Origin of the sequence: Rhodococcus sp. SBT000017 (assembly GCF_003688915.1) — a bacterium.
Taxonomy (GTDB): Bacteria; Actinomycetota; Actinomycetes; order Mycobacteriales; family Mycobacteriaceae; genus Rhodococcoides.
Map to the genome: position 1 here is coordinate 298,468 of NZ_REFU01000002.1, position 24,319 is coordinate 322,786.

Sequence of the window (24,319 nt, forward strand, 5' to 3'; positions counted from 1 at the left end):
CAATCCGAGGCCAAGACTACGTCGCCTTCGCTGGTTCGTCCCGGGCGCTGAGCCTGCCGGTCAGGAGCCGGAGCTACGGCCGACGTCGGGTGGTGTATCCGCGAAGTCCGTTGAGCGGCAACTCGTGTTCTGCGATGCCCTCGTCCTCGGGTGCCTCCAGGGTGCCGCTCGGCTCGGCATCGGCCGTCGTCGCTTCCGTCGAATCGCCCTGTGTCTCGGCCGGATCGGATCCGTCGAGCGCGGACTCCTCGACGCTTGCCGCGGCCTCGTGATGTGCGACCGTCTCGTCGGCCTCGTCGACCCGGTCCGTGGCCGCTGTCGCAGTGTTCGTGGTTTCGCCGACCTCGGTGGCCGAGTCGCTGCTCGCCCCAGCGTCATGCACCCGCGCGGACGCGTCGGTCTCCGCGTCCTGTGCGGGTGTGGATCCGTTCGTCATCGCCGAGCGGTTCGATGCCGAAGACTCGCTCGGCCGAGCAGCGCCATTGGAGCCGTTGGAACGACCGGCACCGTTGGTGACAGACGCACCGTTCGTCATTCCCGAGCCGTTGGTCGGTCGCGAACCGTTCTTGACGCCGGCTCCGTCGGTGGTTCCGGAACCGTTCGTCATGGGCGCCGATCCTTCGCGGTCGCCTCCTCGAGCTTCCGATTCGGACTGCTCCTCGGTGGGAATGTCTATGCGCGGCATGGTCCACAGAGACAGCACCGACCCGTGCCGCGCGGGCGAGCCTGCGTGCGCGGACGTCTCGAAAACTCCGGAATCGTCGAACTGCGAGGACTCGAGTGGGACCGGGGTCCAGGCCTCTTCCGAGCTCTCGAGACCTTCCACGACAACGCTGTTGGGCTTGATTCCCAGGCGGGCCAACGTGGCCCAGAGGCTTTCCAGCGCTGCGTCGCGGTCCAGGTAGTACTCGGATTCACGCACCCGCCAGAACGTCCAACCGCACCGCTTGAGTTCCTGCTCCCGCTGCAGATCCGCCAACCGCTGAGCCGGGGTCGACAGGAAGGTGTCGCCGTCGCACTCGACGGCGAGCCGCGAGGAGTCGCCGGTGACGACCAGGGCGAGACGCCTGTTGTTCACCTCCACACCAGGATTGACGTGAAAACCTCGCTCGACGAGGTCGTTCCACAACTGCTGCTCCAGCAACGTCTCGAAGGGTGCCTTCCGGACCTCGCGCGAGACATCGACCGGCATGGGATCGGCCGGAGCGGGCGAGACGGAGGTGACGTAGCTCAGCAGCGAGTTGCGCAGGTCCGCTCGCTTGAGACGGTCGACGGTCACCGAGTGGAAGAGCCACAGCTGATCCTGTGCCCGCGACGCTGCCACGTTGAACCGCCGCTTGTACTGATTGGCGGTGAGGGTCGCGAAATTCTGGTCGGGTGCCACCACCATCGACAGAAACACGACGTTGCGTTCGTCGCCCTGGAAGTCCGGCGGCGTACCGACGCGAAGCCGACGCTGTTCCCACTGTTCGATGCCGATCCGCTTGATCAACTCGTTGCGAATCTCGTCGACCTGCGATTGGCCCTGCAGCACAACCACTCCGAAGGTCAGGTTGTCGTACGCGGAGTCTTCGAGGCAGTCGGCGATCTGGTCGGCGATCGCGATGGCCTCGGTGCGGTTGACCAGTGATGCGTTCTTTCCGGTCACCGTCGCTCCGCGAACGTACGTGTGCCGCAACGGCGGTAGCCGATCCGCACCGAACTGCCGCACGGGCACGAGCGGGGAGTCTCCATAGAACTGTTGACTCGACCAGTTGATGATCTCGGGCATCGAGCGGAAGTGCTCACGCAACCGCACCACCTGACCGAACCTGGTACGCAGCATGGAGAAAAGGCTCGACCTCGGGGTCAGCGTCGCACGCACATGCTCGGGCAGATCGGGCAGGTAGACGTCCAACCGATCGAACACGTCCTCGAGCGTTCCGGTCTGCGGGACATCGGCCGGTGCGCACTGCCTGTCGTCACCCACCACGATCACGCGGGGTGCGAGATACAGCAGGAAGAGACTGGTGATGTCGGCCTGACTCGCTTCGTCGACGATGACGACGTCGAAACTGCCCGGCACCGGCGGAATCGATGCCAGCACCTGGGAGAGAGGCATGACCCAGGCGGGTACCGCACTCTGCGCCTCACGCATCGCCGATCGTGCTGCACTGCGGTAGGTTTCGGCGTACTTGCCGGCTCCTGAGCCGATGCTGGAGATGTGCTCGCGGTAGGTCTGCAGCGCACGCACCTCGACGGCAGTCATTCGTTCGAGACTGTTGCGCCAGGCACTGGCGGCGGCGAGACGTGTCGTGAGATAGGCGATGTCGGTATCCGCAGCGGCCAGCTCCGCCTCCAATTGCTGCTCGAGACCCCCGTGGTGCTGCTCGCCGACCCACTCGCGTGCCCGACGCCACGCCCAGGCCTTCGACATCTGCCAGCTCAGCTCATCCCATTCGACGTCGCCGGCGGTGTCCCTGACCAAGTCGAACAGCGCGGGTGCGACCTCGGACAGCGACGCCGACATCGATTCGAGCAGGAGCTGATCCTCCTGCTCGGAACACGCCAGCGAATACGCCGCAACGGCGGCAGCCAATTCCAAGGGATCCGCGGTGCTCAACGCACTCACCAGATTCGAGCCCTCGGGCGACGGACCGGCATCGATACGAGTGGCAACCGCGAACTGCAGGGCGTCGAGCTCGGCACGTGCGGCGTCGATGTCGATACGCGTGGCGATGGCCTCGGCGGCCCCGGCGACTTCCTGAGCTTCGGCCAGGCTCCGAATCCACGGTGCCGCAGGCGAAATGGCGTACAGCCGGTGCACCAGGGCATCACGGGCAGCGACGACTGCCGACACCAGACCCAGCCGGTCGGCGATACGCGCCACGTTGTTGACGCGAATCGAGCGCGTGCCGTCGAGCGGAACGACGATCGTGAGGTCGGCCAGCAGCACCGCGGCGGTCTGCACGGTCTCGAGCGCGCGAATGTGCTCTGCCACCAGACGCGCGGCCATCGCCGTCGTCGCGGGTTGTCCGTCGACGGTGGCGACGATGTCGAGAGCCTCGACGGCCTTCTGCTCCTCGCTTCGACGGAAGCGGGGCTTCCACTCGATACCCGACTCCAGCGCGCCGGCGAACGCGTCCATCGCCGTGAGTGCCGCAGGCGAGCTCGACGAGCACTGCACATCGTGCGCACCGACGTAGCGATCGGACGCAGCTGCCGTCTCGACCATCGCGTCGATTCCGCTGACCCGAGACCACAGGTGGGCGGCCTCGCCGGACAGCACGGAATCGGTCAGGCGTGGGTAGGAGCCGTCGAGTTCGACGACCGCTCGCACTCGGGCGGCGAGCTCCTCGCACAGCTGCTTGATCTCCGATGACACCGCGGGTTCGACCCCGTCGAGCAACGCCACGAGATCCGCGGCCTGGGGCGAGAGAGTGTCGATTCGTGCACCCACGCGCTGGCAGAGCAGTGCGAGTTCGGCCGAGTTCGGAAGCATCGTCTCCGGACGCGGCAGCACCTGGCGCGAGCGGAGTTCGCGAGTGCCGTCGGAGCCGGCGATGAGCTTGCGAAGCTGATCGACCTGGGCACCGTCGAGGGGTGGGCGATCGGCGAGCAGTGGGCCGGGCAGCCACTCGTGGGCACCTTCGGCTGCTTTGACCTTGCGCACGATGGACGACACCGTGCCGTCGTATCCATCGGAAACATATTCGTGCACAACAGTTTCGGACTCGCGTAGCGCACTGACACGATCGAGCAGCTCGGCCCGCCGGGCCAGAGCCGCGCCGCGCTGCGTCGTCAGCGCCTCGATCTTCTGCACCTCACTGGCCTCGTCGAACGAGGTCTTACGCTCCGCGATCTTCGCAACGCTGCGGTTGAGCTCGTCCGAACCACCGCGAGAGAGGTCGGTGATGGACACGCAGAGCTCCTGTAGCTCCGGCGGGAGCTTATCGCGCAGCACGCGCAAAGCTTGTGACTTTTCACTAGTGACCAGAACCCGTTGACCGCGAGCCAACAGCCCGGACATGAGGTTGGCGATCGTGTGGGTCTTGCCCGTTCCCGGCGGCCCTTCGACCACGACGCCGCTGTCACGCCCCAGCCGTTCGATGATCTGCGACTGCTCGGCGTTGGCCGGCAGCGGGAACAGCGGGTCCTCCGCCAGTGCCGCCGACTCCCCCGCCCCCGTGCGTTCGAGCCACGCCATCCGATCTGCAGGCTCGATGGCATCGACCAATTGCGCGAGCCCCAGCGGTACCGGAGAGTCGGCGAACTCGAGGTCGGCGATCATCTGCTCGTAGTACTCGACCAGCGCGAACGAGTCTCGAACGCGGAGAACGAGGGCAGGTGAGACGGTGAGCGTGCGGTCGTCGTCGATGTAGGCGAGAGCCCCGGGCGGACCGAGACGATCGAGCACCTCGATCTCGTGCCGTGGCACCCGCGCCGCCCAGTTCCTCAGGAACTGCTCGACCCCGGCTCCGATCGGTGAAGTGACGGTGTCGTGCAATTCTTGGGCCAGAGCGACCGACCCGGAGGTGTCGAAATCGTCCGAACCGGTCAGCAGCTGGCCGTCCTCGAGCCGCGGGGTGGTGCTCGCGGCGAGGCGAACCAGCAGATCACCGGTGCGCACGTCGCGTTCGATGCTGGCCGACTGCGTGATCAGGTGAGTGCGCACGCTGCGTTGCTGATCGGTGTTGCTCGACGTCAGCAGCCCCGAGGCAACCACGAGTTCGATGGACTCGGGTCGCGATGCCAGCTCCTGCATCATCAGCTGCAGAGCCTGGTACAGAGCGGCCTGCGGTCGCCGATCCCGATCCTCCTGCGCCCACTCCTTCCACGATTCCGAGTACTCCTCGAAGGCCTGCTTGATCTCGTAGGCCTTACGGATGTCGAAGTCGGCGTCGGACTCCTGCGCCTCCGCTCGACGGCGGGACGTCACCGATGATGCGTCGGCCAACTCGAGTTCGCGATAGCGGCTGTCCGCGACGACCTGAGGATCGAGCCAACCCGACAGCAGCGCAGGCGGCTCGGGCGGCTCGTCGACCGCGATGCGCGGCGCGCGGAGCACCACACCACCCTGCTTTGCCCGCGGGTCGAGCTGCATGGGCACGTCCCCTGCGTGCACCCATTCGACCTGGACGTGGTCGTCGAAACGCAGCACCGGGTTCGAACGCGCCTCGACGATTTCGCGAAGGAAGCGCAGCAGGCGTTGAACCCTGCTCTTGAGCTCGTCGTCGTGTTCACGACCGGTAGCCGTCACAGTTTCCCCACAAAGTACTCGAATGGTCGTCCTAAACAGGGACGGTGTTTGCACACCCGGGCCACACTAGCCGTTGAAAACCAGTTGTTCATCGCGTCCTGAGCACACAAAATACGTTCTAGTGCTGGGTCACAAAGACCCACTTCGGTCGCTGGATTCCCTACAGCGGACCGACCCGCCCTGCCCACGGGTTCTCTACCCGGTCGACCACGACAGGAGCCGAATGCGCAAGCTGGTTTACTACATCGCCGTCACCCTCGACGGGTTCATCGCTGCACCGGACGGTAGCTACGACTGTTTCGTGTCCGAAGGCGATCATCTCGACGCCATCGTGGCAGAGCTGCCCGAGACGTTGCCGGTCCACGTGCGGTCCATGTTCGGCCTGGACGGTCCGCCCGCTCGATTCGACACCCTCGTCATGGGCCGTGAGACGTTGCAACCGGCGCTCGACGTCGGGATCACCAGCCCCTATCCCCACTTGCGCCAGTACGTCTTCTCTCGCACCCTCGCCCCGTCGGACGACCCGACTCTCACGGTGGTGCACGAGGATCCGCTCGGACTTGTCAGGAGCCTCAAAGCCGAGGAGTCCGAGCTCGACGTCTGGATCTGTGGCGGCGGAAACCTGGCCGGTCAACTGCTGCCCGAGATCGACGAGCTGTTCCTCAAGGTCAACCCCGTCGTACTCGGCAAGGGCATCGGCCTGTTCTCGTCCGGCATCGGTCCCGATCCGTTCCCCGCGCAGCTGTTCGGGCACCTCGAATCACGCCAGTTCGACAGCGGGGTGAGATTCACCCGGTTCATCCGCCCGGACGCTCGCCAGCGATGACGTATAAAGACTGAATGCCTGCCGCGCCGGAGCCAGACCGTGAGCTGCCGAATCGGGAGCTGCCGACCACCCCGCGCGGACTGAGGACCCGATCCTCGCTCGTGGCGGCCGCCCGTCGAGTCTTCGAGGACAGCGGCTACCTCGACTCCCGACTGATCGACATCACCCGCGCCGCTCGATGCTCCGCCGGCACCTTCTACACCTATTTCACCAGCAAGGAAGAGATCCTGGCCGCGGTGCTCGAGCAGGCCAGGGACGACATGCTGCATCCCGGGACCGAACGAGTGGACCCACACGACGATCCGGTCGCCGTGATCGCCGCGAGCAACCGTGCGTACTTCGAGGCCTACCGACGCAACGCGAAGCTGATGGCGCTGCTCGAGCAGGTCTCGAACATCGATCCCGAGTTCCGACGCCTCCGCCGTGAACGCGCCGATGCCTTCGTCAGGCGCAATGCCCGCAGCATCGAGAGCCTGCAGAGCCGCGGTCTGGCCGACGCGGAGCTCGATCCCCTGCTGGCTTCCCGCGCACTGTCCTCGATGATCAGCCGGCTCGCGTTCAATCACTTCGTCGTCGACGCCGCAGACGGCCACCCACCTGCGGACTCCGAGGATCTGCTCGCGACGGCGACGAGGCTGTGGGTCAACGCGCTGCGACTGCCGCGGATGAGCGAGGGTGACAGGTGAGGGAGACCGCACTCGTCGACGAGCGAGGCAACTCGAGCCGATCGGCTCGAGTTGTACCCGTCGGTAATGTACTCGCCGGTAGCAACGCAGGTCGTCGAATGGCGAATTACGCCTCACGCCAACGCTACTCGCGAGTACGTTTGCAGGGTGAACGGAAATCGACAGCGAGTTCGCAGCCAAAGTGGTTGCCACAGAATATGATTCACCTGTTGGTGATCAATCACACTCACGCCGAACGCCGTTGGCGGTGCACAGGGCCTCGTTACCGTTAGAATGAGCCGATCGGAGTGCCGCATGGTGAACGAGAAAATGACATGCCCGGCACCAATCCACGTTCCATCGAGTGCACCGACGCGGTGCGCCCACACCGAGCGAAGAGAGATACGTTGTTCAAGCGGATTGCAGTAGTCAACCGAGGCGAGGCAGCAGTACGGCTGATCCGAGCCGTCCGAGAGCTCAACGCCGAACACGATTACGGCATCCGCACCGTAGCGCTGCACACCGAGGCGGAGAAGCGGGCCATGTTCGTCCGCCAGGCCGACGAAGCGGTCACGCTGCGCAAGCCGGCAAGTGGCTCGGCGTACCTCGACTACGGCGTCCTCGAGGCCGCACTGGTCGAGTCCGGTGCCGATGCGGTGTGGGTCGGCTGGGGCTTCGTCGCCGAGGACCCGACGTTCGCCGATCTCGTCGCCCGCCTGAACATCACCTTCATCGGCCCGTCGGCCGACGCGATGCGCCTGCTCGGAGATAAGGTGCAGGCCAAGCTCCTCGCCGAGAAGGTCGGCGTCCCCGTCGCACCGTGGTCCGGCGGCCCGGTCGAGACCCGCGCCGACGCCCGCCGTCACGCAGCGGCGATCGGCTATCCGCTGATCATCAAGGCCCGCTCCGGCGGCGGTGGCCGCGGTATCCGCAAGGTCTTCCACGAAGACGAACTCGAACTCTCCCTCGAACGCACCCAGGGTGAGGCCGAGCGCTCGTTCGGCGACCCCGTCGTCTTCCTCGAACGGCTCGTCACCGACGCCCGCCACGTCGAGGTTCAGGTGATCGCCGACAGCCACGGCAACGTCTGGGCCCCGGGCGTGCGCGACTGCTCCATCCAGCGCCGCAACCAGAAGGTCATCGAAGAATCCAGCTCGCCGCTGCTCACCAAGGAGCAGGCCGACCAGCTCCGGACCGCCTCGGCCGAGCTCGTCAAGGCCGCCGGCTACCAGGGCGCGGGCACCGTCGAATACCTCTACCAGCCCGAGCAGAAGATCTTCACCTTCCTCGAGGTCAACACCCGCCTCCAGGTCGAGCACCCCATCACCGAATACACCACCGGCATCGACCTGGTGAAGCTGCAGATCCTCGTCGCCGACGGCCAGGCACTGCCCGGCGAGTGCCCCACAGAGTTCGGCCACGCCGTCGAAGCTCGCCTCAACGCCGAAGATGCCGACAACGGCTTCGCGCCGGCCCCCGGCACTGTCGAGCTGCTCAAGTTCCCCCTCGGCACCGGCATCCGCGTCGACACCGGCATCGCGCAGGGCGACGTGATTCCACCCGACTACGACTCGATGGTCGCCAAGGTCATCGCCTGGGGCCGCGACCGCAGCGAAGCGCTGGCGAGATTGCGCAATGCGCTGCGGGAAACCACCGTCGTCATCGACGGCGGCACCACCACCAAGTCCTTCCTGCTGAGCCTGCTCGACCGCGAGGAAGTCATCTCCGCCTCCGCCGACACCGGCTGGCTCGACCGCACCGAAGCCGGCTCCCAGGTGGGCCCGACGGCCGTCGCCGACATCGCCATCGTCGCCGCAGCCATCGATGCCTACGACGCCGAGGAAGCCCGCGAGCGCACCGCGTTCCTCAACTCCGCCCGCGGCGGTCGCCCCCGCGCCACCCATGCCATCGGCCGCACCGTCGAATTGAACTACCAGGGTCAGGCCTACAAGCTCGAAGTCGGCCAGACCGGCACACACCGCTACATCATCGACGGTGACGGCATCGGCGATCTTCAGGTCGACGTCGAACGTCTCGGTACGTACGAGAGCCGTCTGGTCATCGGCGACCGTCGCTACCAGGTGGTCACCGTCGCCGGAGCTGCGCACTTCCTCGTCGAGGTCGACGGCATCAGCCACCAGATCTCGCAGGACGAGGCCGGGTTGGTGCGCGCACCGGCTCCCGCCGTCGTCGTGGCCGTGCCCGTTGCCGTCGGAGACGAGGTCGAAGCGGGACAGACCCTGGTCGTCCTCGAATCGATGAAGATGGAAACCGCCGTCCGGTCCCCCTACGCGGGCACCGTGCGTGAAGTACTGGCCTCGGTCAACGGACAGGTCGACGCTGGAGCGGCACTGCTGCGCGTCGATCAGGCCGGTGAGCAGAAGGTCTCCGAGCAAGCACCGCGCGTGCAGTTCCGCGGGATCGACGACGCCGAGCAGCGTACGCCGCAGCGCCGGGCACTGGACCGACTCGACGAACTCGCCGCCCTCATCACCGGCTTCGATGTCAGCGGAGCCCGCGCTCGAAACCTGTTGTCCACCTACGAGACTCTGCGTGCCGATGTGCCACGGAACGATTCGGGACTGGTCTCCGCCGAGCTGGCTCTGCTGAACACGTTCGCCGATATCTGCGAGCTCTCCCGGAACCGTCCGACGATGGACGAAGAGAGCACCGACGAACGCGTCCACTCCCCTCGCGAGCACTTCCACTCGTTCCTCCACTCCCTCGACGCAGACGTTCAGGGGCTCCCGGAGTCGTTCCGCGCCAAGCTCACTCGCGCACTCGCGCACTACGACGCCGCCATCGACGAGGGCCGTACCCCCGAACTCGAAGAGGCCGTCTACCGCGTCTTCCTGGCACTGCAGCGCATGGAGAACCAGGTTCCGGTCATCGCGGCCCTGCTCGGCCATTGGCTCAGCGACTGCTCGGCGCAGCCCGAAGCCACCCCGGCCATGGCCGAGGTACTCGAGCGACTCATCGGTGCCACCCAGGCCCGCTACCCCGTCATCGGCGACGTCGCCCGCAACCTGCGCTTCCGACTGTTCGACGAGCCACAGATCCGCAGTGCACGCGAGAAGATCTACGACGGAGTCCGCGGTAGCCTGCAGTACCTCGCCGAGAACCCCGACGCTGCCGACTATTCGGCGCGCATCGCAGCTCTCGTCGCCACCCCGGAACCGTTGATCGAGCTGCTGGCACAACGGATCACCGATCCCGGTGCCCTGCTCGAAGTGATCACTCGGCAGTACTACGAGATCCGCACCCTCGAAGACGTCAAGGCTTTCGACCGCGACGGCAAGCACTTCGTCACCGGCAACTTCGAGCTCTCGGGCGAACGGCTGCATCTGGTTTCCACCGCAACCGATTTCGACTCGCTGGCAGCGACTCTGGATTCGGTCGACGACATCGCCGGACCGGCACCGGAGAACCTGGCCGTCGACCTCTACCTGTCCTGGCCGGACGCTCCGACCGACGGCGACGAGCTCTCGGCCCAGCTTCAGGCCGTCCTCGCCGCGCACCCGGGCACCGGCCGCTGGCGTCGCGTCACGGTGACGGCCTTCGGTTCCGCCGCTCGAAAGATGACCTACCGTCGCACCACGGTCGAAGGGTCCGAGCCTCTCGCCGAGGACACGATCATTCGGGACATGCACCCGCTGACCGGTCAACGACTCGACCTGTGGCGACTGAAGAACTTCGACGGTGTTCGGTTGCCCGCCAGCGCCGGAACGTACCTGTTCCACCTGACGTCGAAGGCCAACCCCTCCGACGAGCGACTCGTCGCACTCGCCGAGATCCGCGGCGTCACAACGCAGTTGGACGACGCCGGTAACATCGTCGCGGTACCCGAGATCGAACGGACAGTCGCGGCCTGCCTCGACGGAATCCGCCGGGCCCAGGCCGGACGCGGCAAGAAGCGACTCGACGCCAACCGCGTCGTGCTCTACGTCTGGCCGGTACTGAACGTTCCCGCCGACCGCATCGCCACCATCGCCCGGCACATCGCGCCGCTGACGATCGGTGCAGGCCTCGAAGAGATCACCCTCATCGCACGTCTGGCCGAAACACCCGGCGCCACACCACGCGAGGTCGCACTGCGCCTGTCGTACCGCTCCGGTGCCGGCATCGTGGCCAAGGTGACCCCGCCGCCGACCGAGCCGATGCGTCCGCTCGACGAGTACACCCAGAAGGTGCAGCGCTCCCAGGCCCGCGGCACCGTGTACCCGTACGAGCTGATTCCGTTGCTCAGCAGCAACGGCGGCACGTTCACCGAGTACGACTTCGGCTCCGACGGCGTGCTCGCACCGGTCGACCGTCCCTACGGCCGCAACACTGCAGGCGTCATCGTCGGCGTGGCGACCACACCCACCGCCAAGTACCCCGAGGGCATCACCCGCGTCGCACTGTTCGGTGACCCGACCAAGGCCCTCGGCACCGTCGCCGAGGCCGAGTGCTCGCGGATCGTCGCGGCCATCGACCTCGCCGAGCAACTCGGCGCACCCGTCGAATGGTTCGCATTGTCCTCCGGTGCAACGATTTCCATGGAATCGGGCACCGAGAACATGGACTGGGTCTCACGTGGACTGCGTCGCATCATCACCTTCACCCAGGCCGGCGGCGAGATCAACATCGTCGTCGCGGGTATCAACGTCGGCGCTCAGCCGTACTGGAACGCCGAAGCCACCATGCTCACCCACACCAAGGGCATCCTGGTGATGACCCCAGACAGTGCGATGGTGCTCACCGGAAAGCAGTCCCTCGACTACTCCGGCGGCGTCTCGGCCGAGGACAACTTCGGCATCGGCGGCTACGACCGCGTCATGGGCCCCAACGGCCAGGCACAGTACTGGGCACCGAACCTGCGGGCCGCGTGCGACATCCTGTTCGCGCACTACGACCACGCGTACGCCGCACCGGGAGAACGCTTCCCGCGCCGCGCGGCCACCGCAGACCCGACAGAACGCGACGTGCGTACCTACCCGCACGTGCACCCGTCGAGCGACTTCACCAACGTCGGCGACATCTTCTCCTCGGTCACCAACCCGGACCGCAAGAAGCCGTTCGACATCCGCACCGTGATGCGCGCCGTGGTGGACCAGGATCACTCGGTGCTCGAGCGTTGGGCCGACATGGCCGACGCCGACACCTCCGTGGTGTTCGACGCCCACCTCGCCGGGATCCCGGTGTCCGTCATCGGTATCGAATCGCGGGCCATCCCCCGTAAGGGCTGGTTCCCGTCCGACGGCCCCGATCAGTGGACCTCGGGAACCCTGTTCCCCAACTCGTCGAAGAAGACCGCACGCGCCATCAACGCCGCCAGCGGAAGCCGGCCGATCGTGGTGCTGGCCAACCTCTCCGGCTTCGACGGATCACCGGAATCGCTGCGCAACATCCAGCTCGAATACGGTGCCGAGATCGGCCGCGCCATCGTCAACTTCGACGGACCGGTCGTGTTCTGTGTCGTCTCCCGCTACCACGGAGGCGCTTTCGTGGTGTTCTCCGGAGCGCTCAACGACAACATGGAGGTCCTCGCAGTGGAGGGCTCCTTCGCCTCCGTACTCGGTGGAGCCCCGGCAGCAGCAGTGGTGTTCACCCGCGACGTCAACGCCCGCACCGCAGCGGACCCGACCGTCAAGGAACTCGAGACTGCCCTGAACACAGCCGAGGACGACGCCACCCGCTCGGCCCTGCGCGTCGAACTGGCCACCGTGCGAGCGAACGCCCGCAACGCCAAACTGGGTGAAGTGGCAGCCGAATTCGAGGCCATCCACAACATCCAGCGAGCACAGAACGTCGGATCGGTGCACCACATCGTCCCCGCCGCAGAACTACGACCGCAGCTGGTCGCAGCCATCGAACGCGGAATGGCGCGGTCGCTGGCGAAGTAGGGCCTGGGCTCGCTCAACGCACACGCGCGCTCGTTTGCTGGATGCTCGCGGAACGGTTACCTGTTCCGCGAGCGTCTGGCGAATGCGCGCGCGTTTGTCGGTTCGGTGGTGTGGCTCAGGCCGAGCGTTACCAGTAGGTCACGTCTGTGGCGACGACACCGGTGCATTGACCGGTGAAGATGGTCACCGCGCAGGCCTCCCAGAGCCGCGACAGCATGTCGAAACCACCCAACGCACTGCTCGAGCTACCGGTGCTCGCACTTCCGGTATCGGCCACCGCGACTGCCGGCGACGCGATGGCGATGACTGCGGCTCCCAGCACAACAGCAAGACGACGCTTCACGCTGTTCTCCTCTTCGATTCCGTCGGACATGGTTCGCTCGACACGCTAACCTCGCGTCCCCATTGTCACAATCGTCCGAACGAACGATGCCGAGCTGTCAGAGCTCGAGGGTTCGGGCGCTGACGAAGCGGCGGGGCTCATCGGTGAGTGGGTCCGTGAAATTCAGAGCCCGGGCGAGAAGTTGCAACGGCCGGGTGAAGTCGTCGGCCGGGATGGAAGAGAACTCCGGATAGTACGGGTCGTTCACGATGGGAATACCCAACGAGGACAGATGGATCCGCAGCTGATGGGTCTTGCCTGTCTTGGGGAAGAGTCGATATTGGGCGAACGTGCCGAACGTGTCGACCAGTTCGATCAGGGTCTCACTGTTCGGCTCCCCCGGCTCCTCGTATGCCGTCATGACCCCGTGTTCTTTGAGGATTCGACTACGCATTATGCGCGGAAACTCCAGCGCTGCATCGAATCCCGCAACTGCCTCGTATTCCTTGGTGACGTTGCGCGAGGAGAAGAGTTCCTGATACGGCCGTCGGGCCTGCTTGGTCTTGGTGAAGAGCAACACCCCGGCGGTGGCGCGATCGAGTCGGTGCGCGGGCGTCAGGTCCGGGCAATCGAATTGCCTACGCAGCCGTACCGTCGCGGTTTCGGTGACGTGCCTGCCACGCGGAATGGTGGCAAGGAAGTGCGGCTTGTCGACCACCAGCAGATTCTCGTCCTCGTGCAGGATGCCGATCTCGAACGGAACCGGAACCTCCTGCGCTGGAATGCGATAGAAGTACACCTGGCTGCCGGCGCGGTACCGCGTCGCGTCGGAGATGGGCCTGCTCTTCTCGTCGACCACTTCGGCGTCGCGCATGGCCCGTCGCCAGTCGTCCTCGGGCATCTCACGTTCGAGATACTCGACGATGGTGGTGGCCGAATCACCATGCGGTAAGAGCAGTCTCAGTGGTGCGAGGCCGTCCCGGAAGGGCAGCATTTCTCTACGCGCAGTCGAGACAGATCAACCGCAGACCGCGGCCGGCGTCGCCGTCGAAGTCCTGGTAGCGGGATGTCGGGTTGCCGCAGGCACTGCAGCGCCCGATGACGGCGGTGTGATCGGAGAAGTTCTGTACCATCCGTTTGTCGAAGACGAACAGCGAACCCTCCCAGAGCGCGTCGTCGCCGAAAGTCTCTGCGTATCGGACGATTCCGCCGTCGAGCTGATACACCTCCTCGAACCCGCGCGCGACCATCAACGACGAGAGCACCTCGCACCGCACTCCCCCGGTGCAGTACGTGACCACCGGGGACTGCTTCAGATGGTCGTAGGCACCGGAGTCGAGTTGGGAGACGAAGTCTCTGGTTGTCTCGACGTCGGGCACCACTGCGTTCTTGAACTTGCCGATCTGCGCCTCGAAGGCGTTGCGGCCGTCGAAGAAGACGACGTCGTCGCCGCGGGAATCGACGAGCTCGTGCACCTGCTGCGGGCTCAGATGGGTGCCGCCGCCGACCACTCCGTCGGCGTCGACCTTCAACTCGCCCGGCGCACCGAAGGTGACGATCTCCTCGCGCACCCGCACGCTGAGGCGCGGGAAATCGTTGCCGAGTCCATCGGACCACTTGATGTCGGCCGACTTGAACGCCGGATAGCTGCGAGTGCCGCGCACGTACCGTTTGACATCGTCGACGTCGCCGCCCACCGTCGCGTTGATGCCGTGTTCGGAGATCAGGATGCGTCCGGTCAGGTTGTTCGACGCGGCCAGCGTCTGCTGCCACAACCGGATCGCCTCGGGATCGGGCAATGGAGTGAACACGTAGAACAGGACGATTTTCGGTACAGCCACGCCGACCAGTATGGCGCGTTGTCAGGCAGGCGGCGGCGCCGCCCGGACTCGCTGGGTGCCGGAGTCGACGGTGAAGCCCGCTCCCCAGTACACGCCGGTCTGCGGATCCTCCTTGGCGGTGAGGAACCAGTGATCCATCCGAGCCGCCGTCTTGGTGACCTCGAAGACGCCGAAACCGTGACTGTCGAGGTCCACGAACTTCACGTGCTGGTTGAGCGCCTTGAACGCCTCCTCGGCGACCCGGCCCAGCGTGTGCGGCGGAGTACGCGTCAGGTCGTCGATGTTGGCCGAGCTCACCGAGGTGACGACCAGCTCGGTGGCAGCAGGCTCCGTCGTTGCGTAGTGCGCCGCGTCGAGCGGCACCTCGCAGGCCCAGGCCGAGTGGATGTCGCCGGTGATGAACACCGTGTTGTCGACGCCCGCGTCCACGATGGCACCGAGCAGCTTGCGGCGGTCGGCGGTGTAGCCGTCCCACGGATCGGCGTTGTACGGCAGACCGCCCTCCGGGATCCCGAGCAGCGACGTGACCGCCCTGGCGGCATCGCGATCGAGCGGCGGGATGAGAGTGGGCGTGATCATCACCGGGTTGCCGACGATCTTCCACTGCGTCGGCGATGAGACGATGCCGTCGGTGAGCCACTGCATCTGCTCGGCACCGGTGATCGTTCGGTTGGGAGAATCGACCTCGGGCCCGTTGAACGGCAACACCTGCTGCGACCGATAGGTGCGTAGGTCCAGCATCGAGAGCTCGAGCAGGTTGCCGAACCGCAGCCGACGGTAGAGGTGACGGTTCGTCGCCGTGCCTGCCGCGCGCACCGGCATCCACTCGTAGTACGCCTGCTCGGAATTCGCCTTGCGCGTGGACCAATCGCCCTCGGTGCCCGGGGTGTGATTCTGCGCGCCGGTGTCGTATGCATCGTTGGCGGATTCGTGGTCGTCCCACGTGCAGATCCACGGCACGCCGGCGTGCGCGGCCTGCAGATCGGGATCGGACTTGTACTGGCCGTGGCGCTGACGGTAATCGGAGAGCGTGACGATCTCGTGGGTGGGCGAATGCTGCCGGATCACGCCGTCGCGGCCCGGGAACCCGCCCGTCTCGTACTCGTAGATGTAGTCACCGAGATGGACGATGGCGTCGAGGTCTCCCCTGGCGGCCAGATGCCGGTAGGCACCGAAGTACCCCGACTCCCAGTTGGAGCACGAGACGACACCGAAGCGCATCGCGTCGATATCGGCATCGTTGGCCGGTGCGGTGTGCGTGGTCCCGACGGCCGATGCCGCGTCGCTCGTCCGGAAATCGTAGAAGTACGTGGTGTCTGCAGCCAGGCCGTCGACGTCGACCTTGACGGTGTGGTCGGCGTCGGAACCGGTTGCGACGGTTCCGGAGGAGACGACGTCCCCCATGTCTGCACTGCGGGAAATCCGCCACGTCACCGATACCTGCGGGCCGACGCCGGAGCCCGGGGTGGCGTCGGGCGTGGGGGTGAGCCGAGTCCAGAGGACGATCGCGTCGGGCAACGGATCTCCCGATGCGACTCCGTGCAGGAAGCCGCGGTCGCTGCCCTGCGCGTGTGCGACCGCAGGCAGTGTCGTGGCGACTCCGGCCACTGCGACGGCCACCGACGACGAGCGAAGAAACGTCCTTCTGGAAAGCGCAGAATCAGCGTGCATCGGGTCAGTCCATGCGATGGATGGTCGGTGGTCAAGTAAGGCGCACCTGGGTCGGCAACAGTGTTCACCGGACGGCCATGTGCCGGACGCTGGTTTGCCGGAGTGGTGGCGGGAGAACACTGGGGGCATGGACGCTCTGTGGTTGTTCGGTGATCAGCTCGGTCCGCACTTTCACTCGGTGGACGAGCATGCCGATCGGGATGTGCTGATGATCGAGTCCCGGCGCGTGTTCCGGCGTCGTCGATACCACCGGCAGAAGCTGCACCTCGTGTTGTCGGGGATGCGTCATCTGGCCGACGAGCTGGGCGATCGCGTCACCTACCTGCAGACCGAGACGTACCGGGAAGGGTTGGCCGAGTACGGCAAGCCCGTGGTGGTGTTCGAGCCCACCTCCCATGCGGCCGAGAAGTTCGTCGCCGCGCTGCACGAGGAGGGACTGGTCTCGGAGATTTTGCCGACGCCGATGTTCGCGCTTCCCCGCGCCGAGTTCGCGGAATGGGCAGCCGAGCGCGGCACCTTTCGGATGGAGACGTTCTACCGGGAGCAGCGCAAGAAGTTCGGGGTGTTGATGGACGGTTCGGAACCGGTCTCCGGAAAGTGGAACCTAGACGCCGAGAACCAGTCGCCGCCCCCGAAGGGACGCCTGACCCTCGGTGTCGAGGAACCGTGGTGGCCGACCGAGGATGCCATCGACGAGCAGGTGCGCGCCGACCTCGACTCTTGGGACCTCGACACCGTCGGAGTGGACGGGCCTCGCGTGTTCGCGGTGACCGCTTCTGAGGCGTCGGAAGCATTGGCGCACTTCGTGAATTATCGATTGGACGACTTCGGCAAGTACGAGGACGCGGTGATGGCCGATGACTGGACGATGTCTCACTCGCTGCTGTCGGTTCCACTGAACCTCGGACTGCTGCAACCGTTGGACGTGGCACACGCAGCCGAGGACGCCCACCGCGACGGCACCCCGCTGGCGAGCGTGGAGGGTTTCGTTCGCCAGATCCTCGGCTGGCGCGAATACGTGTGGCACCTGTATTGGCATCTGGGGCCGGAGTATCTCGAACGCAACAAGCTCGAAGCCCATGAGCCACTGCCGGATTGGCTGCTCGAGTTGGACGGCGACGCCGTGGTGGCGAAATGCCTGTCGTCGACGGTGGACGGCGTGCGCGAGCGCGGCTGGGTGCACCACATCCCCCGACTGATGATTCTGGGAAACTTTGCGCTGCAACACGCCTGGGACCCACGAGCGTTGACCGACTGGTTCGCAACGGCTTTCGTCGACGGGTTCGCCTGGGTGATGCCGGTGAACGTGATCGGCATGAGTCAACACGCGGACGGCGGCGTGATCGCAACGAAGCCCTACGCCTCAGGCGGGGCGTATCTGAACCGCATGACCGATTACTGCAAACCATGCGAGTTCAACCCGAAGAAGCGATTGGGCGACGACGCCTGCCCGTTCACTGCCGGTTACTGGGCATTCGTGCACCGGCATCGAGAGATGTTGGCGCTCAATCACCGCACGGCGCGGCAGGTGTCGTCGATGAACCGATTGAGCGACCTCGAGCAAGTGTTGGAACAGGAACGGCAGCGCGAGGTGTACTGACGCGTTGGATGCCTGAACCGAGGATTTCCGAATCTCTAGAGCGTCGCGCTCTGTGACGAAACGCCGCATCGGTCCGATGGCCGTACGTTGGGCGAATCTGCATGCGCGACACTCCCCACATGTCGCGGACCGCCCGCGCTGCAGATGAACCGCCACGAAGACGCCCCAGTAACGCCAGCGGCGGATGGGAACGAGTTGGCGCTGGTCGACTACGCGTAAAAAATCGAAACAGTCACCGCGCTGCTCGGACTGGAATCGCTGCAGCGATCACTATCCGGAAACGGGCTCCGAGCTCCTACCACAGGCTACCGACAGGTTCAGATTTGCGAATCCTTATGCACAGCAATAGTTTTCGATTGCACTATGATTGCCAGTCGAACGCGCGTTCTATACACTTGCTTCTATGACCACGGAGATCTGGCAACTGAGCGAAAGCGAACTCCTCGCCGACGCCGCCGCGGTCTCCCACCAAATCCAACTCCTCGAAGCCCGACGCATCGCTCTCGTCGGAGAGATCGACACCCGCGTCTCACGGGAGAAACTCGGCTTCCCCGGACCCGCAGGCTGGCTGACCTCCACCACACTGCTCTCGCCGTCCAAGGCCACCAAGATCGTCGCCCTCGCCCGCGGGTTGAAGAACTTCTCCGACATCGCCGACGCCGTGAACACCGGTGTCATGTCCGTCGACCACGCCGCGCTGATCCTCACCTTCGCCGAAACCCCACCGAAGGACCTCCCGGAAGAGGGTCGCGTTATGGCCCGCACCGCGATGATCGCCGCCGCGACCGGGCCCGAAGCTCTTACCGGCCGGATCCGAGCAGCGATCACCAAGCTCGAGGACGAGTTCGGCGGCAAGACCCCACCACCCGAGAACACCGACCGCAACGAACTCTTCGCCTCCAAGACGTTGAACGGGCGTCTTGTGTTGAAGGGTGATTTCGATGCGATCACCGGAGAAAAGCTGCTCACCGCACTCTCACCGCTGACCGAACCCCGACCCGCAGCCGACGGCACCGAGACATTCAAAATCGCAGACGATCGCAGCCCCGCGAGGCGCAGAGCCGACGCCTTCGGACACATCCTCGACCAATACCTCGCCTCCAGTGATCGCCCCATCGAAGGCGGTGAACGCCCGCACCTGAACCTGCACATCAGCCTGCGCGATCTCACCGACCTCCGCGACAGTGCTGACGTCGATGACATCGCCGACGACGAGAACACCCGCGCTGCAGACGAATCCGATGCCGGGCCTACCGCCGATCGTGGTGCCTATCGAGACCTGTTCGGCGACGGCACGTCGGTCGGGTGGCTGCCGTGGATGGGACCACTCTCCCGCAATACTTCTCGACAGTTGGCGTGTGACTGTGTTCTCACCGCCATCGTGATGGACGAGAACGGCTCACCGATCAACCTCGCCCGCACCGCACGCACCGTCACCGCCAAACAACGCAAAGCCCTCACCGCCCGCGATCACGGCTGCGCGTTCCCTGGCTGCGGCAAACCCGCCGCCTGGACCGAAGGCCACCACATCTGGCATTGGGCCGACGGCGGCCCCACCGACATGAACAACCTGGTCCTACTGTGCGGGTTCCATCACCGACTCATCCACCACTCCGATTGGGAAGTCTTCATCGGCACCGACAACCACCCCTGGTTCATCCCACCAGCAACCGTCGACCCGTACCGACAACCCCGACCATCCCACGCCCGAGCAGGCCCACACATCGCCTGAACCCGCCCAAAGACCACTCCAGCCCCGCGGGACTGTCAGATAAACGGTTGATCCGGTCTTGGTTCGACACGCCGAGCTGAGCTTGGCGGGAAGGATCAACGATGACCGAAACACTGGATCCCATGGCGGATGAGGTGGATCAGAAGCAGTTGGCCGAGCAGCTCCTGGCTCAGGCCAAGGAGCAGGGCGTGGAGTTGATGGGCCCGAACGGGCTGTTGAATCAGCTCACCAAGAATGTCCTCGAGACCGCACTGGATGCGGAGATGACCGAGCATCTCGGTTACGAAAGACACGACGCTGCCGGCCGCGGCAGTGGCAACTCGCGCAACGGTACCCGCTCGAAGACGGTGCTCACCGAAATCGGACCGGTGGAGATCGACGTCCCGCGCGACCTCGATTCCTCCTTTGCTCCGCAGATCGTCAAGAAGCGACAGCGTCGCCTGACGGGTATCGATGAAGTCGTATTGTCTTTGACTGCAAAGGGTTTGACTACCGGCGAGGTGTCCGCTCACTTCCAGGACATCTACGGGGCGACCGTATCGAAGGACACCATTTCCCGTATCACCGACAAAGTCGTCGGGGAGATGACCGAGTGGCAGAATCGGCCGCTCGAGCGGGTGTACCCGGTGATCTTCATCGACGCTGTGCACGTCAAAGTTCGGGACGGTCAGGTCACCAACCGGCCGATGTATGTCGCGATCGGCGTCACCGTCAACGGTGAACGAGACATTCTGGGGATATGGGCGGGCGAGGGTGGTGAGGGTGCGAAATTCTGGCTGTCGGTGCTCACCGAGATCAAGAACCGCGGTGTTGCCGATGTCTGCATCGTGGTGTGCGACGGACTGAAGGGTCTGCCGGAGGCGATCAACACCGTGTGGGAGCTGGCGGTGGTGCAGACGTGCATTATCCATCTGATACGCAACACTTTTCGGTTCGCATCCCGAAAGTATTGGGATGAGATGGCACGTGATCTCAAGCCCGTCTACACCGCTCCTTCGGAGTCGGCGGCGAAGGAACGGTTCACCGAGTTCGCCGGAAAGTGGGGTGATCAGTATCCGGCGATCGTCAAGATGTGGGACAACGCGTGGAGCGAGTTCGTACCGTTCCTGGACTACGACGTCGAGATCAGGCGGGTGATCTGCTCGACGAACGCGATCGAGTCCGTCAACGCCCGCTACAGGCGTGCGGTGCGGGCTCGTGGGCACTTCCCCACCGAGCAGGCGGCGCTCAAGTGCCTATATCTGGCGACGCGTGCTCTGGACCCCACCGGGAAAGGTAGGGCACGATGGGCGATGAGGTGGAAGCCAGCACTCAATGCATTCGCTATCACCTTCGAAGGACGTATCACCCCGAACGGTAACTAACCGACGCCGAGATCGGATCCACCGTTAATCGGACACTCCCAGCCCCGCACCGAAACACCGGTGCGGGGCTGGAAAAGATTGTCGTGCAGCTACTTCAGCAAGGATCCGTCACCGCGGTCGTGCCACATCACCTCGAGCAGGTGTTGGAACGGCAACGGCAGCACAGTGTGTACTGACCTAGTTCGCGTCGAGCTTCGCGACCGCCTCGTCGATCATCGGCACGTATCGCTCGAGTGCCCACGGCACCGTCAGTGGATTGATGATGGACGAGCCGGTGACGAACGACTGATCCGTCGGTGACACGACAGAACCGCGAGACACGGCCGGGATCTGCTTGTACGCAGGCTGATTCTCGGTGTCGGTACGGTTCTGCGGGTCCGAGTAGAAGGTGAAGATCAAGTCGGAATCGTTGAGCAGATTCGCGTTCTCCAAACCGATCACCGCGGAGTCGGTGCCCTCGGTCTCGTCGAGGGTGTTCACCACCGGATCGACCTGCAACCCGAGCGCACGGACCATCGCAACGCGCTGCTCGTCGGCGAGGAACACCCCGAGCGTCCCCGGCCCGGTGTTGTAGATGTACGAAAAGCTCACTCCGGCATATTCGGGATGATCGGTCGTGGCGTCGACGAAGCGGGCCTTGATCTTCTCGATCTCGTCCGCTGCCTTCTGCTCCTCACCCATGGCCTTGCCGATGACGGTGATCTGGTCTTCCCAGGTGATCGTCCACGGCTGCTCCTCGTAGGCGACCACTGGAGCGAACGCACTGAGCTTGTCGAACTGGTCCTGTGTCACTCCCGACCACGGGGCCAGGATCAAGTCAGGTTCGAGAGCAGCAACGGCTTCGATGTTGAGCTCGGTTCCACCGGTGAATTGTTCGGGAAGTTCGGCACCCAACTCGGTGACTGCGTCGTGAACCCACGGCAGATACCCCGAATCGTCGGCACCCCACGAATACTCCTCGACGCCGACCGGGACGGTCCCCAGTGCGATCGCGGTCTCGGCCGACCCCTGACCGAGAGTCACGATGCGCTCGGGCTTCTCGGTGATGACGGCCTGCCCCAGAGCCGAATCGATGGTGACGGCGGCAAAGTCGCCGCCGTCGGCCTGTTCGGGCTCGGCAGTGTCGGCAGACGAGCACGCCCCGACCACCAGGGCCGACACAGCGAGCACGGACAGCAGGGACGCACGGCGAGTGAAACGTCGACCGGCTGTTGGAGCAGAGAACATGGATACCTCTCGACGGACCAGCGGTTAAAGGTAAGTCAAGGCTAACCTACAAGAGTGGTTCGAATGCACTGCACAGCGGGCGTTCGCTACGGTGGGAGCCATGAGCCTTCCTCGTCCCGCCCCTGATCGGACAGCCGTCGTGACCGGAGCGTCCTCGGGAATCGGAGCCGCGATCGCCCGCGTGCTCGCATCCCGCGGCCACGGCGTCACCCTCGTCGCCCGGCGTGCCGACAAGCTCGAAGACTTGGCACAGGAGATCCGCGCACGGGGAGTCCGAGCCGAAGTGCTCGCCGCAGACCTGTCCGACCGCACTGCTCGCGCCGAACTACTCGGCCGCATCACCGAACTCGGCCTGATCCCGGACATCCTGATCAACAACGCCGGGCTCTCCACCCTCGGACCTGTCGCAGAATCCGACCCGGACGCCGAGATGCACATGATCGAGGTCGACGTGGTCGCCGTCGCGGATCTGTGCACCCGATTTCTTCCCGGCATGATCGAACGACGACGCGGCGCACTGCTCAATGTGGCCTCGACCGCTGCTTTTCAGCCTCTGCCCGGTCAGGCCGGATACGGCGCGTGCAAGGCGTTCGTGCTCTCCTACACGCAGTCGCTGACCGGCGAGCTGAAGGGAACGGGCGTAACCGCAACTGCACTGTGCCCCGGCCCGGTGCAGACCGGGTTCGGCGAGGCCGCCGGCTTCGCGAAAGACGATGCAGAGAAAGCACTTCCGTCGATCATGTGGGTCTCGGCCGAGACGGTGGCCAGAACTGCCGTCGACGACATGACCAAGGGACGTATGGTGTCGATCCCCGGGCCCGCCAATCGAATCGGATCGATCTTCGCGCAGATCACCCCGCGCACACTGTTGGTCCCGATGCTCACTCGTGTTCATCCCGGCCTGAAGAAGGGTGCGTCGTCGTGAAGCGCGAACTCACCGTTTCCGACAGCATCGTCGTCGAGGCCGACGCCGACACTCTCTACGCTGCGATCAGTGACCCCACGAAAATGGGTCAGTGGAGCCCCGAGAACACCGGTGCCACCGTGCACGAACCCCGCGAAACCGCGTATGTGGGAATGGTGTTCGACGGCACCAACAAACGCGGCCCAGCTACGTGGGTCACCCGCTGCACCGTGACTGCTGCCGACCCGGGCAAGACGTTCGAGTTCCGAGTCCACGCCATCGGCAAGAGCGCTCCGAAGATCAAGGGCGCGAATGCAACCTGGCGATACGACTTCGAACCGGTCGAGGGCGGAACGAAAGTCACCGAAACTTGGACCGACGACCGCACGAAGTGGCCCGACGCGCTGGCGCTGGTCTTCGACAAGATCGTCACCAGCGGAAAGACGTTCCCACAGTTCCAGCGTCGCAACATCCGTAAGACGCTGGAGAACCTGCAGAAGCGTTACGCCTGAGCGCTTCTGGAATACATGCCGAGCACGTACGACGCCTGCCCCGCGTGCTGGAGGTCGTCGGACAGGACCGAAACCAGCCTGGTGCCCAAGGTGACCGGCGGGTTCCAGTTCTCGTCGACGATCCGATCCAGATCGTCGGCCCCGACACTGCCCAGGTACGCAATGGTTTTCGAGTGCACAGCGTCGTAGTACTCGCGTAGTAGCTCGGCACTCGAGGCGACCTCGGCGACGTCGGACGAGGACTGGCCGTACCCGATGTCGGAACGGTCGAAAGGGAGACCGAAGCGCTCGAACCACGAGTCGGACGTCCAGACCTGCTCACTCCCGGCCACGCCCGCGATGTGGTCGTCCTGCACCCGCGTCAGGTGCCACACCAACCACGCGATGCTGTTGGCATCGGCGTCCGGTCGATAGGTCAACGCAGCCGCGGGAATGTCGTCCAGGACCGAATGCACGAGCTCCTTGATTCGGTCGAACGCGTCGGTGAGCAGGTCGTTGTGATTCATGAAAGATCCATCTCTTCTCTGACAG

General features: G+C 64.9%; 15 protein-coding genes. 8 read left to right on the forward strand and 7 right to left on the reverse strand.

What is annotated here, in order from left to right:
* Window positions 1–73 precede the first annotated feature (73 nt).
* A complete protein-coding gene (locus AYK61_RS22540) occupies window positions 74–5,239 on the reverse strand; it encodes an AAA domain-containing protein (RefSeq protein WP_121873188.1) in 5,166 nt (1,721 codons plus the stop codon).
* A gap of 223 nt (window positions 5,240–5,462) precedes the next feature.
* Between AYK61_RS22540 and AYK61_RS22545 the strand changes: the two genes are divergently transcribed.
* The 3 genes from AYK61_RS22545 to AYK61_RS22555 all read left to right on the forward strand — a co-directional run bounded on the left by AYK61_RS22545 (window position 5,463) and on the right by AYK61_RS22555 (window position 12,615).
* A complete protein-coding gene (locus tag AYK61_RS22545) occupies window positions 5,463–6,065 on the forward strand; it encodes a dihydrofolate reductase family protein (protein ID WP_121873189.1) in 603 nt (200 codons plus the stop codon).
* A gap of 14 nt (window positions 6,066–6,079) precedes the next feature.
* Window positions 6,080–6,751, forward strand: coding sequence for a TetR/AcrR family transcriptional regulator (locus AYK61_RS22550; protein ID WP_121873190.1), 672 nt, complete (start codon window positions 6,080–6,082; stop codon window positions 6,749–6,751).
* 386 nt (window positions 6,752–7,137) lie between these two features.
* Window positions 7,138–12,615, forward strand: coding sequence for a carboxyl transferase domain-containing protein (locus tag AYK61_RS22555; protein ID WP_121873564.1), 5,478 nt, complete (start codon window positions 7,138–7,140; stop codon window positions 12,613–12,615).
* 127 nt (window positions 12,616–12,742) lie between these two features.
* Here AYK61_RS22555 and AYK61_RS22560 read toward each other — a convergent pair whose 3' ends face one another.
* The 4 genes from AYK61_RS22560 to AYK61_RS22575 form a co-directional block, all read right to left on the reverse strand.
* On the reverse strand, window positions 12,743–12,988 hold the full coding sequence (locus tag AYK61_RS22560) for a hypothetical protein (RefSeq protein WP_121873191.1): 246 nt from the start codon (window positions 12,986–12,988) through the stop codon (window positions 12,743–12,745).
* Window positions 12,989–13,055: 67 nt separating this feature from the next.
* Entirely contained in the window at window positions 13,056–13,931 is an 876-nt protein-coding gene (locus AYK61_RS22565; protein WP_121873192.1) for a pseudouridine synthase, read from the reverse strand.
* 4 nt (window positions 13,932–13,935) lie between these two features.
* Window positions 13,936–14,778 (reverse strand): rhodanese-related sulfurtransferase, encoded by an 843-nt coding sequence (locus AYK61_RS22570; RefSeq protein ID WP_121873193.1) that lies wholly within the window; start codon window positions 14,776–14,778, stop codon window positions 13,936–13,938.
* Window positions 14,779–14,799: 21 nt separating this feature from the next.
* The gene (locus tag AYK61_RS22575) at window positions 14,800–16,449 is read right to left on the reverse strand and encodes an alkaline phosphatase (protein WP_121873194.1); all 1,650 of its coding nucleotides are present in this window, start codon (window positions 16,447–16,449) and stop codon (window positions 14,800–14,802) included.
* A gap of 127 nt (window positions 16,450–16,576) precedes the next feature.
* Between AYK61_RS22575 and AYK61_RS22580 the strand changes: the two genes are divergently transcribed.
* The 3 genes from AYK61_RS22580 to AYK61_RS22590 all read left to right on the forward strand — a co-directional run bounded on the left by AYK61_RS22580 (window position 16,577) and on the right by AYK61_RS22590 (window position 21,145).
* Complete coding sequence (locus AYK61_RS22580) at window positions 16,577–18,049, forward strand: cryptochrome/photolyase family protein (protein ID WP_121873195.1); 1,473 nt, start codon at window positions 16,577–16,579, stop codon at window positions 18,047–18,049.
* 403 nt (window positions 18,050–18,452) lie between these two features.
* Complete coding sequence (locus AYK61_RS22585; protein WP_121873196.1) at window positions 18,453–19,781, forward strand: HNH endonuclease signature motif containing protein; 1,329 nt, start codon at window positions 18,453–18,455, stop codon at window positions 19,779–19,781.
* Between the two features lie 101 nt (window positions 19,782–19,882).
* On the forward strand, window positions 19,883–21,145 hold the full coding sequence (locus AYK61_RS22590; RefSeq protein WP_121873197.1) for an IS256 family transposase: 1,263 nt from the start codon (window positions 19,883–19,885) through the stop codon (window positions 21,143–21,145).
* Window positions 21,146–21,322: 177 nt separating this feature from the next.
* Here the strand turns inward: AYK61_RS22590 and AYK61_RS22595 are convergent, their stop codons facing one another.
* Window positions 21,323–22,372, reverse strand: a complete 1,050-nt coding sequence (locus tag AYK61_RS22595) for an iron-siderophore ABC transporter substrate-binding protein (RefSeq protein WP_121873198.1) — start codon at window positions 22,370–22,372, stop codon at window positions 21,323–21,325.
* 100 nt (window positions 22,373–22,472) lie between these two features.
* Here AYK61_RS22595 and AYK61_RS22600 point away from each other — a divergent pair, with 100 nt between their 5' ends.
* A complete protein-coding gene (locus AYK61_RS22600) occupies window positions 22,473–23,297 on the forward strand; it encodes an SDR family oxidoreductase (protein ID WP_121873565.1) in 825 nt (274 codons plus the stop codon).
* Complete coding sequence (locus tag AYK61_RS22605) at window positions 23,294–23,788, forward strand: SRPBCC family protein (RefSeq protein ID WP_121873199.1); 495 nt, start codon at window positions 23,294–23,296, stop codon at window positions 23,786–23,788. Before AYK61_RS22600 ends, AYK61_RS22605 begins: the two co-directional genes overlap by 4 nt.
* On the opposite strand, the gene AYK61_RS22610 is transcribed toward AYK61_RS22605, so the two are convergent.
* Complete coding sequence (locus AYK61_RS22610; protein WP_121873200.1) at window positions 23,779–24,294, reverse strand: mycothiol transferase; 516 nt, start codon at window positions 24,292–24,294, stop codon at window positions 23,779–23,781. The two genes, AYK61_RS22605 and AYK61_RS22610, sit on opposite strands and share 10 nt — an antisense overlap.
* Window positions 24,295–24,319 lie beyond the last annotated feature (25 nt).